Raw genomic sequence first — 13,952 nt, 5'->3', positions numbered from 1 at the left:
AATTCTTGGTCAAACTTTTTAATTATGTTCAAAACCGCAATAGTTCCGTCATTATACCAAAACGGATGACGTCCAATCGATTCTGAAAATAGATGTTGTAGTAATCGATTCCATGATAATACTGTACAAAGAATCCGATATCTTCCAAAAACTTCGGATGGTAATAGAAAGTAAGACTGGCACTGAGCCTCTTGATATTAAAGGTGTCCCAGTCGTTGATATTATCCAAAAACCAAGTGGTTTCGGCCTTAACTGAAAAATCAGCCTTTATCGATCCACGATGCCCCATTTTCATGGGAAGTTTATAGGCCAAAAAGGCATTGTGCCATCGGAACCCACTATATTGTCCGTGCAGTTCTTCCAACATCCAACTTCTGGGGTGTACCTCGAACGCGCTTTTGAAAAATTTTTGTGCGTTCAATGTTTTGCTGAATCCGGATTTAAGCAATCCCAATTCAAAAAAATTGGTGGCAAAATTTCCCGTTTGCAGATTGATATTTCCATCCGAATCATAAAACCCGCCGTCCTGCCCATTGGAGTGGTGGGCCATTTTTCCGAACAGGGTAAGACGGTCGGCGGCATTCTTTTCACTTGCCAAATAATACACGGAAATCTGGGGAATGTAACTGGGTGTCTTAACAGGGTAAGATTCCTCATTGAACATACGGATGGTGATCTGTGCAGTCAGGACGGCCATTAAGCGGGAATCCTTACGTTCGCGTATAATAAAACTGGGGTTTACATTGGCCTCGAACATCAAGGGTTCCAGATTGCCGATATCCGTGGGAAACGTAATATAACTATCGCTTTGATTCACTTGTGCGGTTTTCGCCAGATCGATTTGTGGTCTTACTAAAGTGTCCTGTCCATAGATTAGGTACATAAAGAGAATCAGGGAAATCGATATGTGAACCGTGTACTTCATTTATTTTCAGCAAACCACCATTTTGGTTTTTGCTCTTTTTTGACCAGTTTGAACTTTTCAATAGAATGGGTCTTAATATGTTCTGCCATTTCTTCTACTGAATCGGTTACAAACAACAACTTCATATCTTCTGGACTTATACTCTCCTCTTTTGCCATAATCTGAATGTGTTGGCAGAGTTCCTTGTGGTATTCAGAACCGAAAATGACTACCGGGAAATTCTGGATCATCTTCGTCTGGATCAAGGTAATCGATTCGAAAAGTTCGTCCAACGTACCCATTCCCCCGGGCATGACCACGAACGCATAGGAGTATTTTATCAAGAGGAACTTGCGAACAAAGAAATAACGGATGTCGATCCATTTATGCAGATACGGGTTCGGTTTTTGTTCAAAGGGAAGAATGATGTTACAGCCTACGGAATAGCCGCCCGCCTCATAGGCACCCTTGTTGGCCGCTTCCATAATGCCCGGCCCTCCGCCTGTCATGACGGTAAAGCCCAAATTCGCCAAGGCCGCCCCTACATTTTCGGCCTGTTGGTAATAGGAATTGTCAGGCTCGAATCGTGCGGAACCAAAAACGGTTACACAAGGTCCGATAAAATGCATTTTCCGGAAGGCCTTGATAAAACTGAACATTACCCTGAATGTGAAGAAGAGCTCTTTGAACCGGGAAAGCGGGCCTTTTAGAAATTTGGATTCGTCGGTCTGTAATCGATTGTTGTTATTGTTTTCCATCAGCTAACCTTTTTATAGCTCCATACGGCCAACGCATTTATTAAAAGGGCATATATGCCCAGTTTAATCAGTTGTGGGGAAATATCTGATAGGGAGGAGCCTTTCAACATGACCATGCGCACCACCTCCACGAAATATTTAACGGGATTGAATTCGGTAATGAACTGCGCCCAGACGGGCATGCTTTCGATCGGGGTAAACAAGCCGCTCATCAGTATAAAGATGACCGCAAAAAACCAAGCAAGGAACATGGCCTGTTGCTGGGTCTCCGTAAAGTTGGATATGTACAGGCCGATACCAAGGACGACCAATAGGTACACCGTGGCAAACAGGAACAACAATGCCAGATTGCCCACCATGGGAATGTCGAAAGCGATTTTGGCGATGACCAAACCAATGATCAGTTCAGCGATGCCCAAGATCCAGAACGGCGTCAATTTTCCGATGATGAACTCGTGTTTTTTGATAGGGGTTACGTTGATCTGTTCCAAAGTGCCCAATTCTTTTTCGCGTACAATGTTCATTCCGGCAAGAAAAAGGGCGACCATGGTAACCAGCAACACCAAGATTCCCGGAACCATAAAAGTCTTGTAATCCAGTTCGGGATTGAACCAGAAAAGGGGGATGACGTTGACCTTTTTCGGCATTTGTGACATATCCGCCGAATCGATCAGATCTACTTGGACCGCTTGGTTAAAATCTTTGATGATTGTGGTAACATAAATATTCTCGACCGCCGCCGCAGACCCGTTGATGGCATTTATGGTTACCAAAAGCTTTGATTTTTTTTCCTTTTGTAGGTTGCGTTCAAAATATTGGGGTATGTGCAATACAACATCCACGGTGCCCTCCTGCATGGCCTCTTTCGCCATATCCTCGGAAGGGTACATGGCAATAAAATCAAACTGGGTCGAAGCCTTGAATTTGCTCAATAACTCTCGTGAATAGGGAGTATTGTCCATATCGATTGCAGAGAACGCAATGTTCTTTACCTCATAGGAAGCGGCATTGGCCAATATCAACAACTGTATGACAGGCAACATAAAAATAATGACCAGCATCGGCTTGTTACGAAAGATCTGCTTGAATTCCTTGACCAGTAAGAAGTTAATCGTTCTCATACTACTCCAGTCTTATTTTATATTTTTTTATGCTGACCCCAATAAATACGGTAATCATGGCCAATAGCACCAAGGTTTCCTTCCACAGTACCGTAATACCTACCCCTTTCAACAAAATTCCCTTGATCAAGATAATGAACCACTTTGCCGGAATGATGTTGCTGATGACCTGTAGGGCGACGGGCATGCTGGAAATAGGAAAAATAAAGCCCGACAACAATATGGTCGGGAGCATAAGCCCCATCAAGGAGGCCATCATCGCGGTCTGTTGCGTCTCGGAAATCGTCGAGATAAGTATGCCCAATGAAAGTGCGCTGAATATGAACAGGATGCTTTCCAATGCTAACAAGAAATAACTGCCCTGTATGGGCATTTTAAATACAAAGAAGCCAAGGGCCAAGATTATGATGGCATTGACAATCGCAAGAAAGACATAGGGAAACACCTTGCCCAAAATAACCTGGTAGGGCTTCAGGGGGGAAACCAAAAGAATTTCCATGGTGCCGAGTTCCTTTTCCCTTGTAATACTGATAGAGGTCATGATGGCAGAGACCAGCATCAAGATTACGGTCATGATGCCCGGCACGAACATAAAGACGCTCTTGAGTTCGGGATTATAGTACATTTTGGTCTCCGGTACGATCTGGTACGGCACCTTTATGGCCTTGTTGATGTCCGTTTGGTATTTCTGTAAAATGGAGGACAAATAATTGCTTACGGAATTGGCCACATTGGGTTCGGTGGCATCAGTAATAATCTGTACATCAGCGGAATTTTGGGTTACCAAGTTCTTGTCGAAATTGGGGCCGAATACCAATACCGCCTTTACCTGCCCCTTTTTGAATATGGATTCTATTTGGCCCTCGTCGTCCAGCATATCATTGATCTTAAAGTATTTTGAGGCCTCGATATCGTTGATGATCTTTTGGGTCTCGGTGTCCCTTGATTTGTCCAGAATGGCTAGGTCAACGTTGTTGATCTCATTGGTAACGGCATATCCGAACAAAAGGATCTGAACGATGGGCATCCCGAACAGAATGACCAATGTGCGTTTATCACGAAAAATGTGATAGAACTCTTTGATGACAAATCCCCTGAATCGTTTCATTTAGCTGTTGTTTATTCGATATTCCTCGCCAGTTTCAGAAAAACCTCGTTCATGGAATCCACTTTAAACTGTTCCTTTAATTTTTTGGGCGTATCCAAGGCCTCTATTCTACCTTCTACCATGATGGAGACCCGATCGCAATATTCGGCCTCGTCCATATAATGGGTGGTAACAAAGATGGTAACCCCCTTACTGGCTTCGCGATAGATCATTTCCCAAAACTGCCGACGGGTAATGGGATCTACACCCCCCGTAGGTTCGTCAAGAAATATGATCTTGGGATTGTGCAAAAGGGCAACGGAAAAAGCGACCTTCTGTTTCCAGCCCAAGGGGAGGGAACGTACCAGTTCATCCGCATGGTCGTGAAGCCCTAGTTCGTCTATCAATGCCTGTGTCTTTTCCTTTAGGACCGATTTTTGCAAACCATAGATTCCCCCGAAAAAAACAATATTTTCCTTGATGGTAAGGTCATTGTACAACGAGAATTTCTGGCTCATATAACCGATGCTCTTCTTCACGTCCTCGGCATGGGATTTTACGTCGAAACCTGCAACGGTGGCCTCTCCGGATGTCGGTTTGGAAATACCGATCAGCATCTTCATGGCGGTGGTCTTGCCTGCCCCGTTCGCACCCAAAAATCCGAAGACCTCGCCCTTGCCCACCTCGAACGAGATTTCGTTGACCGCGGTAAAATCGCCGAACATTTTGGTCAGGTTCTCGACCTGTATGACATTTTCGTTTTCCATTTTTCTTTGTGGCTAGACCTATCAGTTTTTGCCTCTTAATTATCGATCAATTCATTTTCTTTGGACAGTTCCATAAAAGCATCCTCAATGGTGGCAACGGTTTCCGAGACTTCGATATCCGAATGTTGTTTTTCCTCCAAATAATGAAGCAAGTCCGAAGGGTTGAAATTCGGGTCGGTGCTTGTAAAGTGGACATACTCCCCGAACGGATAGACACTATGTGTATCGGGATAGACCTCCAAATCCTGTAACAACTTGTAGGTAGCGTTGGCCTTAACGTTAAAGATATTTTTGGGGAAGGTATCTATGATTTTTTGCGGACGGTCTATTTTCAGGATGGTCCCATCCTGTATAAGTGCGATCCGGTTGCAAAGGCTGGCCTCGTCCATATAGGCGGTCGAAACTAAAATTGTAATGTCTTTCTGTTGCAACCGTTTGAGCATTTCCCAAAGTTCCTTTCGGGAAACGGGATCGACTCCGGTCGTTGGCTCGTCCAAGAACAATACTTTCGGTTTGTGTATCAAGGCACAGGAAAGGGCCAGTTTCTGTTTCATCCCCCCGGAAAGCTTACCGGCCCTCCGATCTTTAAAGGGTTCGATGTGTTCGTAAATGTCCTTGATCAGATCATAGTTCTCTTCGATGGTCGTTCCGAAAATCGTCGCGAAAAAGTTCAGGTTTTCCTCTACCGTAAGATCTTGGTAGAGTGAGAACCTTCCCGGCATATATCCGACATGACTCCTGATATCCTTAAAATCCTTGATAATATCATAATCCGCAACCGTGGCCTCTCCCTCATCGGGAAACAACAAGGTGGTTAAGATGCGGAACAGGGTCGTCTTGCCCGCCCCGTCGGGGCCTATCAATCCGAACAGTTCCCCTTGTTCCACCTCAAAGGAAATGTCGGTCAAGGCTTTGACTTTGCCGTACGATTTGCTGATGTTATCTAAGGAAATGGACATAGGTTTGGGGTTAATTTATTCCTGGTTTCAATTTCATTTTATAAAAGGAGATCCCCATCCATACTACCGAGGTGGTCATGGATATGGCACCGATCAGGACGAAAATCGGCGGAAGGCCCAAATAGACTTCGGCCAAAATGCCCAAGGGCATCAACAAACCGATCAGGGCGAGCCATGATATTGCCTTTACGCTCGAAAGCCGTTCCCTAAAATGCAATAGTAGATAGCCGATCAGAATGTTCAAAAAAGCAAAGAGATTGCCGTGTACATGGGCCAATCTGCTTTCAAAATGCTTCCCGAAGGAATAGCTGTTTACCCATTCTTCCTTGCCCGGGGCAAAGTCCCTTAAATAGATCAAAAGGAAACCGTAGGCCATGAAAAGTCCCATGGTCAAGAATCCTATCGCGATGTTGTTTTTACCGTTCATAATAGTGGTTTGTATATGAATAGATCAGTTAAAATATTCGTAATATCCCACCAAATGTTCCTTTATGTTGGAAGTCAATTTCGCCCCTTCCTCCACACTTCCGGTGTTCTGAAGGAGTTCTATTTTTTCGATAAGCGGTTGTAGCCATACATGAAGGTTGTCGTGTGAGGCCCCTTTCATGGTACACTCTTTTACGACTGTGTTCTTGACTTCATTTAACCCATCGCCTAACTTTTGATAATCTTCGCTGGAGGAAAGCTTGCTTTCGTCGATCAACGATAACATGGCCATGACCCCATCCGTAGTCTCTTGGTTCGCCTGCCATTTGATACCATTGTTCAGTACGATATCATTGACCCACTCGCTGTCCGGATGATGTTCTGTTTCAACCGTTTGGATTTCGGTTTGAGCCTCATTGTTTTTTTTTCTTCCTTTGGGGCTTGCTTGCAACTTGCAAAAGCCAAGGATATTATTGCTATTGATAGTGCTGTTTTTTTCATCTTTATTATTTAATACTTTTCCTTATTTGGAGTTTTACCATTTCCAATTGCGCATACATAATTTATCATTCGGCATTGGAAAGCCACATCTCCGCAGGCATCCCGATTTTCAGGCTCCCATCATTTTTTACCCTGATTTTTACCGCATACACCAAATTGACCCGCTCCTCTTTTGTCTGTATGATCTTTGGGGTAAACTCGGCTGAATCGGAGATCCATGATATTTGCCCTTGATAGGATTTCATCGAGTCTGCATCATCGATTTTTACCGTAACCTCTTGACCTACTTTTAGATTGGCCAATTGGTTTTCGCTGATATACACACGAAGTATCATTTCATCGAGATCGGCGATTTTGTACAGGGGTTTCCCAAAGGCCGTAATTTCGTTGGGTTCGGCATATTTTACCAGAACCGTTCCCTTTGCCGGGTTTTGAATAACGCTCTTTTCGATCTGGTCCTCGATCTGTTGCACCTGTACCTCGATGCTTTTGACCTCGTTTACGATCGGTGCGTTCTGGCTCTCTACACTTTTCATTTGTTCCTTTATAATGCTAATCTGTCCGTTGATGTCGTCCAATTGTTTTGTCGTCGCCGCATTTGCTTTTACGAGGTTTCCGATTCGGTTCTGATCGTTTTGGGCGACCCTAAGTTGCTCTTTGAGTACCTCCCGTTGTGAGAGTACATTTCGTGATTTGGAAAAGATGGTATTTTTGGAGGCCAACAATTGATCGCGTTTTAACGACAGCTGCACCGTGTCGATTACGCCGACCAATTGGTTTTTATCCAATACGTTTCCCTCCTCTACATTGAATGTCAACAGTTTTCCGTTCGCCTCTGCGGAAATAGTGGTTTCCGTGGCTTCAAAGTTTCCGTAACCATCGGCCTTGTTCCCATTGCCGGTACAGGACAAAAGGGTAGTTACAAGAAGTGCTGCGATGCTATTATATATTTGTTTCATTGTGATAGATTGAATTAAAATCGGTTTTTGTTATAGGCTCCTTTTGTAATCTGGTATTCAATTTTGTTCAACAATAACTGGGTCTCGTGTAAGTTCAGATGGCTTTTGGCCTCGTATAGATTCGTAAATTCGGTTATATAGGCCGATGATGTGATGACCCCGTTCTTTAATTGCGATTCCGCTGTTTTCAGGATGTTCTCCCGAAGGGTGATGATTTCATTGTCGGTGGCGATCAATGCCTCGATTTTATCGATTTCGGATTGCAGATTGACGAGTTCCATACTGTTGTTGAGTTCAAAAGTCTCTTTTTGAGAGTCGATAATCTCTTTGTTGATTTCAAGGGATTGTTTTTCGGTCTTGGTCTTTTTCCAGTCGAACACGTTCCAATTCAATTTGAGCCCCGCCATATAAAAGGTATTGAACGAATTGTCGAGCATGTTCAGACCGGGATTCCCGTACCCGCCCTGTGCAAAGGCATTCACTTTGGGAAGATTTGATTTTGAAATCAGTTGAGAGGAAAAATCAATCTGTTCCTGTTGAAGATCGAAGAGCTGTAATTCGGGCCGTTGTGATTCGGTCGCGCCCAAAAAAACTTCTGGTCTTGTGAGTTTGACATCTTCGGACAATTCCTTTCCTATAAGCAGCGACAACCGCTGTACCAAGGCCGATCTGTTATAACTCAGTTCTGCGAATTGCTGTTTTATTTTTAGGAGTTCCGCTTCCAATGCCTGTTCGGAGGAGGCTAGCAGTGCTCCATATTTTACGCCTGCCCTTACCTCTTCGATGCGGGATTTCAATTGCTCCTCCTTTGCATTTAGCAAGGCTTGGTTTTCCTGCAACAATAGCACCGATAGGTACATCGAGTTGACCTGATTTTTCAGACCGTACAAATTTACATCTACATGTTGTTGGTTTACTTTTGATGTGGCCTCCTTCACTTTGGAGGTCGCATCGATCAGCCCGCCGTTGTAGATCAATTGGTTTACGTCCAGAGTTGCCCGGTACTGATCCTTGTTGGGCGGTTCGATGGTTACATTGGGAAGTTGGAGGGGTAAACTGGTCACATCCGATTGGTAAGTGGCCTGTGCATTAATATCCAATTTGGGCAATTTTCCTTTTTGGATCGCTTCGATATCCAGTCGTACCTGATTTTTCAATAGTTCGGACTGTTTTGCCGACGGATAGTTTTCGGTTACCAGTTTAAAACACTCATCTAGCGTAAGTGTCTCTTGGGCCGCAACCATAAAGGGTAAAATGAATACGAGAATTGAAAATAGTCTATTCATTGTATCGTATTTAGTTGTTCAAGCAAATGTTGTTTTTTAGAGTCTCCGTTTCAATGATATTCATCATCCATAATTTTTAATGGAACTTATAATAAGCTCGGGTATCAATTTTTTACGTTCTTCCATCATCATTTTAAAATTCTCCTCGTCAATATTCAAAAGCCCTTTGACCAAACCATTGGCTGCAAACGAGAATGCAGTCAACGAAAAAAGGTTTAAAATCATTTGCTTTGGGTCTATGGTTTTTAGGACACCTTTTTCTATTTCTTCAGTTATTTGTTTTTCAAAAGGACTGGGGTCGGGAACCCCATGAGTATTGAAAAAATTATGTGCAAATTCCGGATTGTTATTTATCTCTTGAATCAGAAAAGAGGGGATATACGGATTTTCCTGTACAGAGGAGATATAGCGGTCTACAAAGCTTCTTACTTTTTCGAATACAGTAGCATCACTACTGAAAATTTCATTGATCTGCGGGGCGAACTTTAGAAAAGTCTGCATAAAAACAGCTTCGAACAATCGTTGTTTGCTCCTAAAATAATAGTGCAGCATAGCCTTGTTTATTCTGGCCTCGTCAGCGATTTCCTGCATGCGTGCCCCGGCCATTCCTTTCTTCTGGAATATGTTGATTGCTGCCTCTAAAATTTTCTGTTCTGTCGTGGAATCTTTCATTAACTACATGATTTAACTAAATGGTTAATAAAGTTATAAAAAATTGCTTACGAATTTAGTTTCCGGTTTAATTTTAATATTTATTTAGCATGGATAGTTTATCTTTTTTAAAAGTGGCGTGATTCTATGTAGCAATGGATTCTTAACAGTGTAGGTCTCCCATGAAAGCTCCAAAGCGAGTTGGTCGCAAAAAACGAAGGATTTTTTGGACACAATAAAGCTTGAATTGTCCAAATCATTAAATATGTACTTGAAATATAAGAAATGAAGTAATTTGGAATATGACTGGATTCTTTCCTCCCCACCTTCGTTCCACTTCGGTGGATCGGGAGGGCCAAAGAGAGAGCTTTATAAAGAAAGCCGTCTATAACTATGTCATTTGGAATTTGTCATGTCCAAAGGGAACTGGATTCATTTCCTCGCTTCGCTCGGAAATGGGCCAAAGAGGGGGTTTTACAAAGAAAACCATCTATAACTTTGTCATTTGGAATTTGGAATTTGTCATTTCCAAAGGGAACTGGATTCATTTCCTCGCTTCACTCGGAAATGGGCCTTTGGAAGGGCTTTACAAAGAAAACCATCTGCCTCGCTTCGCAAGGCCTGGCTTTTCCTTTTTTCGCAAACTCGAGCAGGCTCGGTTTGCTCCAAAAGCAAAAACCACCAGCTGAAGCTGATGGTTTTCTTTGTAGCGGGGACTGGACTCGAACCAGCGACCTTCGGGTTATGAGCCCGACGAGCTACCTACTGCTCTACCCCGCGATGTGGACGGCAAAGATACAACGGTTTTTTAGGAATATCAAAATTTGCTCCTACAATTATTTGATAGTCGGGGGTCCGACTAAAATATGAAAAATACCTACCTTCGGAACTTCAGTTTGCCTATGAAAATATTGAATGATTTTCTTTCCGGTTTGATTCCTTACACGGAATGGCCCATGTTTATCCTTTTGATAGGCGGAGGTCTCTTCCTGGTTTTCTACTCCAGATTTTTGCCTTATCGTTTCTTTGGCCATGCAATTGCAATTACATCCGGGAAATACGATGATAAGAACGCCAAGGGGGATGTTAGTTCCTTCCAGGCCCTGTCTGCTGCTGTCGCGGCAACGGTCGGACTCGGAAATATATCCGGAGTGGCTATTGCCATCCATGATGGGGGTCCCGGCGTAGTCTTCTGGATCTGGATTACGGCCCTGATAGGGATGTGCATTAAATTCTATTCCTGTAGCCTTGCCATCATGTACCGGGGAACAGATTCTGACGGTAAATTACAAGGAGGTCCCATGTTTTATATAACCCAGGGAATGGGGTCAAAGGCCAGACCCCTGGCAGTATTCTTCTGTATCTGTGGTCTCTTTGGATTTCTGGGAGTATTTACGGCAAATCAATTTACTGAGACCTTTATGAGTGTGGTAGATCCGGTAGAGACCCTATATGCAACCAGTGAGTTCAACTGGAAACTGGGAATAGGCGTCATCCTCGCCATTATTACATCTTTTGTGATCTTCGGGGGATTGACAAAAATAGCGAAGGTAGCCTCTGCTATTGTCCCTTTCATGGTTTTGGTTTATCTCGCAGCAGTCATTGTGGTAATGGCTATGAATTCAGAATTGGTATGGCCTTCTCTCAAAATGATTATCACTGAAGCATGGAATTTTAAGACTGTTGTAACCGGAGGCTTTTGGGGTCTGGTCATTATTGGGATACGAAGGGCCATGTTTTCTAACGAAGCCGGTCTGGGGAGTGCACCTATGTATCACGGGCAATCCAAGAATGACGAACCCATCAAAGAAGGCCTGGTAGCTATGCTTGGGCCCTTTATCGATACGATCATGGTCTGTACCTTCACTGCAGTCGTCATCATTCTCAGTGGGGCTTATCTGGAGGATGGTAGTGGAATAGTGATGACACTGAACGCCTTTAGAAAAACCCTTTTTGGTTATGGGGACGAATTGCTGATGCTGATTGTTACGGCATTTGCCTTATCTACCTTGTTTACTTATTCCTACTATGGCGTAAAGAGTTTGTCCTTCCTCTCTAATGCAAGGATTGGAAAATGGTATAATGTTTACTTTGTGTTGATGATCGTTTTTGCTGCTGTTGCCTCACTCGATCTGGTTAAAAATTTAATAGATCTTTCATACGCCTTAATGGTTATTCCGAATATGATCGCAGTGTTGTACCTTGCACCCAAAGTAAATGCAGCAGCTAAAAAATACTTTGCTCAGTTAAAGGATGGAAAAGCATAAAGCCGGTTTTGTCAATATCATAGGAAATCCCAATGTGGGGAAATCTACCCTTATGAATGCCTTCGTAGGGGAGAAGCTCTCTATAATCACCTCTAAGGCTCAGACCACCCGTCATCGTATTTTGGGAATTGTCAACGGAGAAAATTTCCAGGTTATTCTATCGGATACCCCCGGGATAATAAAACCGGCATATCAGCTGCAAAATGCCATGATGGATTTTGTGAAGTCGGCCTTTGAAGATGCAGATGTTCTAATCTACATGGTTGAGATAGGGGAAAAGGCACTGAAAGACGAATCGTTTTTCGAAAAGATCAAAAACAGCAAAATACCCGTTTTATTGCTGTTAAACAAGATAGATACAGCAGACCAGGCTATGCTTGAAGAGCAGGTACAATACTGGCAGGAACAATTGCCCGGGGCAGAATTACATCCGATTTCAGCTTTGACCAATTTTAATGTTAAGAATGTTTTTGAGCGAATAGTAGCTCTCTTACCTGAGGCCCCGCCATACTTTCCAAAAGATCAGTTAACCGATCGTCCGGAGCGCTTCTTTGTCAATGAGACGATCCGTGAAAAGATCCTGAAACACTATAAAAAGGAGATCCCTTATGCGGTGGAGATTGAGACGGAAGAGTTTCTGGAGGATGAAAAGATTATCCGCATACGTGCCGTCATTATGGTAGAGCGAAATTCACAAAAGGGGATTCTGATCGGACACAAAGGAAGTGCCCTGAAAAGGGTGGGAGTAGAGGCCAGAAAAGACCTCGAGAATTTTTTTGACAAGCAGGTCCACATAGAACTCTATGTGAAAGTGAATAAGAATTGGCGAAGTGACAGTAAGCAGCTGCGACGATTTGGGTATCAATCCTGAGAGGCTTCTTTTCGGTTTAGTACCTGCATAAGGAATAGATGAAGCTGCTGCATCTGAGGTTTTCCTTTTTTCTTGCCTGCCCTTCCCATAAAGTAAAAGAGGAACCACAGTACAATCATTGCGCCCATCGCCCCTAGTAACCAACCGTAGGGTTTATTTAGTGCAGCACTGCTATAGGCCCAGATTCCGAAAATGATAAAAAAGGTGGCTACACCGAAATGCAGAAACATAAAAAAGGTCCACAATGTGGGATTGGGTCCAAATAAACCGTGCACTTTACTCCCTCCAGATTCAGTTTCAATAATTTCCAGATGAAGTTGAGGTGACCAGAAATGTGTTTCTTCCGAATTGAATTTTATAAAAATATGATCGTCAATTCGCTTAACAACATAGGATGATTCAGTACTGTCTTCAAAATACTTCAGAAGGACTTCCTTTGGCTCTTCTCTTTCGAGATTGAATCTGGGACGTAATACTATTTCGTTTGGTAGGTGGGTCTGAATAATTGCTGATTTTTTGTCAAATAATTAAAGAAGAATCAAGAATAAATTACTATTTCAATAAAATATGTATCTTTGAGTTATCGACAAAGTGTATTAATTCATCGATGAAATACACTTTTTATACTGTTCTAATGAAAAACGTCATCATTTTTGGAGCATCTGGCCACGGGAGTGTTATTATGGATTGTATCGAAAAAGAGGGCAAATATAAGCTCATCGGCTTCCTTGATTCTATTAAACAGAAAGGACTCAGACATAATGGCTATGAAATATTAGGAACGGAATTCGATTTACCCTATATCATAGATAAATATAATATTTTTGGCGGAATTGTAGCTATTGGAGATAATTGGGTACGAAAACAAGTAGTTGATAAGATAAAAAAAATAGCACCCAAATTCAGTTTTATTAGGGTAATTCATCCTCAAACCATTATTGGAAAAAACGTTGTTATTGGTAAAGGTTCTGCTATAATGCCAGGAGTGATTATCAATACTAATTCCACAGTTGGAAATCATTGTATCTTAAACACTTTTTCTTCCCTTGATCACGATGGATATATGCACGATTATTCAAGTTTAGCTCCAAAAGTAACGACCGGAGGTAATTTTTCCTTAGGCCGGTATTCGGCAGTATGTTTGGGTGGTCAGATAATTGAGAATATCAATGTTGGGCAACACTCTGTAATTGGGGCAGGTTCATTGGTGCTTCGAAGCGTTCCCAATAATACACTATGCTATGGAGTCCCTGCAAAAATTATAAAAAACAGAAAGATAGGTGATCCATATTTGGTGTCTTCTAACAATCGCTTAGACTCTGAATCTCACAACAATACTCTTAATCGATTATTTAAAATTTCCTAAAGAAAGAGTATAGGTTAATTTAAAGAATA

16 protein-coding genes and 1 tRNA gene are annotated in these 13,952 nt (G+C 42.6%); 4 read left to right on the top strand and 13 right to left on the bottom strand.

Annotated elements, in window-relative coordinates; all coding sequences use genetic code 11:
• Window positions 1–28 precede the first annotated feature (28 nt).
• The 11 genes from ACA086_RS12460 to ACA086_RS12410 all read right to left on the bottom strand — a co-directional run bounded on the left by ACA086_RS12460 (window position 29) and on the right by ACA086_RS12410 (window position 9,440).
• On the bottom strand, window positions 29–925 hold the full coding sequence (locus ACA086_RS12460) for a hypothetical protein (protein WP_371003656.1): 897 nt from the start codon (window positions 923–925) through the stop codon (window positions 29–31).
• On the bottom strand, window positions 922–1,662 hold the full coding sequence (locus tag ACA086_RS12455) for a TIGR00730 family Rossman fold protein (RefSeq protein WP_371003655.1): 741 nt from the start codon (window positions 1,660–1,662) through the stop codon (window positions 922–924). Before ACA086_RS12455 ends, ACA086_RS12460 begins: the two co-directional genes overlap by 4 nt.
• The gene (locus tag ACA086_RS12450) at window positions 1,662–2,783 is read right to left on the bottom strand and encodes an ABC transporter permease (RefSeq protein WP_371003654.1); all 1,122 of its coding nucleotides are present in this window, start codon (window positions 2,781–2,783) and stop codon (window positions 1,662–1,664) included. Before ACA086_RS12450 ends, ACA086_RS12455 begins: the two co-directional genes overlap by 1 nt.
• A gap of 1 nt (window position 2,784) precedes the next feature.
• Entirely contained in the window at window positions 2,785–3,891 is a 1,107-nt protein-coding gene (locus ACA086_RS12445; RefSeq protein WP_371003653.1) for an ABC transporter permease, read from the bottom strand.
• Between the two features lie 11 nt (window positions 3,892–3,902).
• Window positions 3,903–4,637 (bottom strand): ABC transporter ATP-binding protein, encoded by a 735-nt coding sequence (locus ACA086_RS12440; RefSeq protein WP_371003652.1) that lies wholly within the window; start codon window positions 4,635–4,637, stop codon window positions 3,903–3,905.
• 35 nt (window positions 4,638–4,672) lie between these two features.
• Window positions 4,673–5,596, bottom strand: coding sequence for an ABC transporter ATP-binding protein (locus tag ACA086_RS12435; protein ID WP_371003651.1), 924 nt, complete (start codon window positions 5,594–5,596; stop codon window positions 4,673–4,675).
• A gap of 10 nt (window positions 5,597–5,606) precedes the next feature.
• On the bottom strand, window positions 5,607–6,023 hold the full coding sequence (locus tag ACA086_RS12430; protein ID WP_371003650.1) for a hypothetical protein: 417 nt from the start codon (window positions 6,021–6,023) through the stop codon (window positions 5,607–5,609).
• Window positions 6,024–6,047: 24 nt separating this feature from the next.
• Complete coding sequence (locus ACA086_RS12425; protein ID WP_371003649.1) at window positions 6,048–6,473, bottom strand: hypothetical protein; 426 nt, start codon at window positions 6,471–6,473, stop codon at window positions 6,048–6,050.
• Between the two features lie 115 nt (window positions 6,474–6,588).
• Window positions 6,589–7,482, bottom strand: coding sequence for an HlyD family secretion protein (locus ACA086_RS12420; protein WP_371003648.1), 894 nt, complete (start codon window positions 7,480–7,482; stop codon window positions 6,589–6,591).
• Window positions 7,483–7,496: 14 nt separating this feature from the next.
• Window positions 7,497–8,768, bottom strand: coding sequence for a TolC family protein (locus ACA086_RS12415; RefSeq protein WP_371003647.1), 1,272 nt, complete (start codon window positions 8,766–8,768; stop codon window positions 7,497–7,499).
• Between the two features lie 63 nt (window positions 8,769–8,831).
• Window positions 8,832–9,440 carry a TetR/AcrR family transcriptional regulator gene (locus ACA086_RS12410; protein WP_371003646.1) on the bottom strand — a complete coding sequence of 203 codons (609 nt, stop codon included), beginning with the start codon at window positions 9,438–9,440 and terminating at the stop codon, window positions 8,832–8,834.
• A 281-nt stretch (window positions 9,441–9,721) separates the two neighbouring features.
• Between ACA086_RS12410 and ACA086_RS12405 the strand changes: the two genes are divergently transcribed.
• Window positions 9,722–10,108 carry a hypothetical protein gene (locus ACA086_RS12405; protein ID WP_371003645.1) on the top strand — a complete coding sequence of 129 codons (387 nt, stop codon included), beginning with the start codon at window positions 9,722–9,724 and terminating at the stop codon, window positions 10,106–10,108.
• A gap of 18 nt (window positions 10,109–10,126) precedes the next feature.
• Here ACA086_RS12405 and ACA086_RS12400 read toward each other — a convergent pair.
• Window positions 10,127–10,199, bottom strand: a tRNA-Met gene (locus tag ACA086_RS12400).
• Window positions 10,200–10,321: 122 nt separating this feature from the next.
• Here ACA086_RS12400 and ACA086_RS12395 point away from each other — a divergent pair.
• Both ACA086_RS12395 and era read left to right on the top strand, forming a co-directional pair.
• Window positions 10,322–11,686, top strand: a complete 1,365-nt coding sequence (locus ACA086_RS12395) for an alanine/glycine:cation symporter family protein (RefSeq protein WP_371003737.1) — start codon at window positions 10,322–10,324, stop codon at window positions 11,684–11,686.
• Entirely contained in the window at window positions 11,673–12,557 is an 885-nt protein-coding gene (gene era / locus ACA086_RS12390) for a GTPase Era (RefSeq protein WP_371003644.1), read from the top strand. The genes ACA086_RS12395 and era overlap by 14 nt, the downstream gene beginning before the upstream one ends.
• Here era and ACA086_RS12385 read toward each other — a convergent pair.
• On the bottom strand, window positions 12,548–12,787 hold the full coding sequence (locus ACA086_RS12385; RefSeq protein WP_371003643.1) for a hypothetical protein: 240 nt from the start codon (window positions 12,785–12,787) through the stop codon (window positions 12,548–12,550). The two genes, era and ACA086_RS12385, sit on opposite strands and share 10 nt — an antisense overlap.
• A 404-nt stretch (window positions 12,788–13,191) precedes the next feature.
• Between ACA086_RS12385 and ACA086_RS12380 the strand changes: the two genes are divergently transcribed.
• Window positions 13,192–13,923, top strand: a complete 732-nt coding sequence (locus ACA086_RS12380) for an acetyltransferase (RefSeq protein ID WP_371003642.1) — start codon at window positions 13,192–13,194, stop codon at window positions 13,921–13,923.
• The last annotated feature ends 29 nt before the right edge of the window (window positions 13,924–13,952 follow it).

The sequence above is a fragment of the Muriicola sp. E247 genome (assembly GCF_041358175.1).
Lineage (GTDB): Bacteria > Bacteroidota > Bacteroidia > Flavobacteriales > Flavobacteriaceae > Muriicola.
The sequence above is the reverse complement of the archived record's forward strand: the minus strand, read 5'-3'. Positions and strand labels throughout refer to the sequence as shown.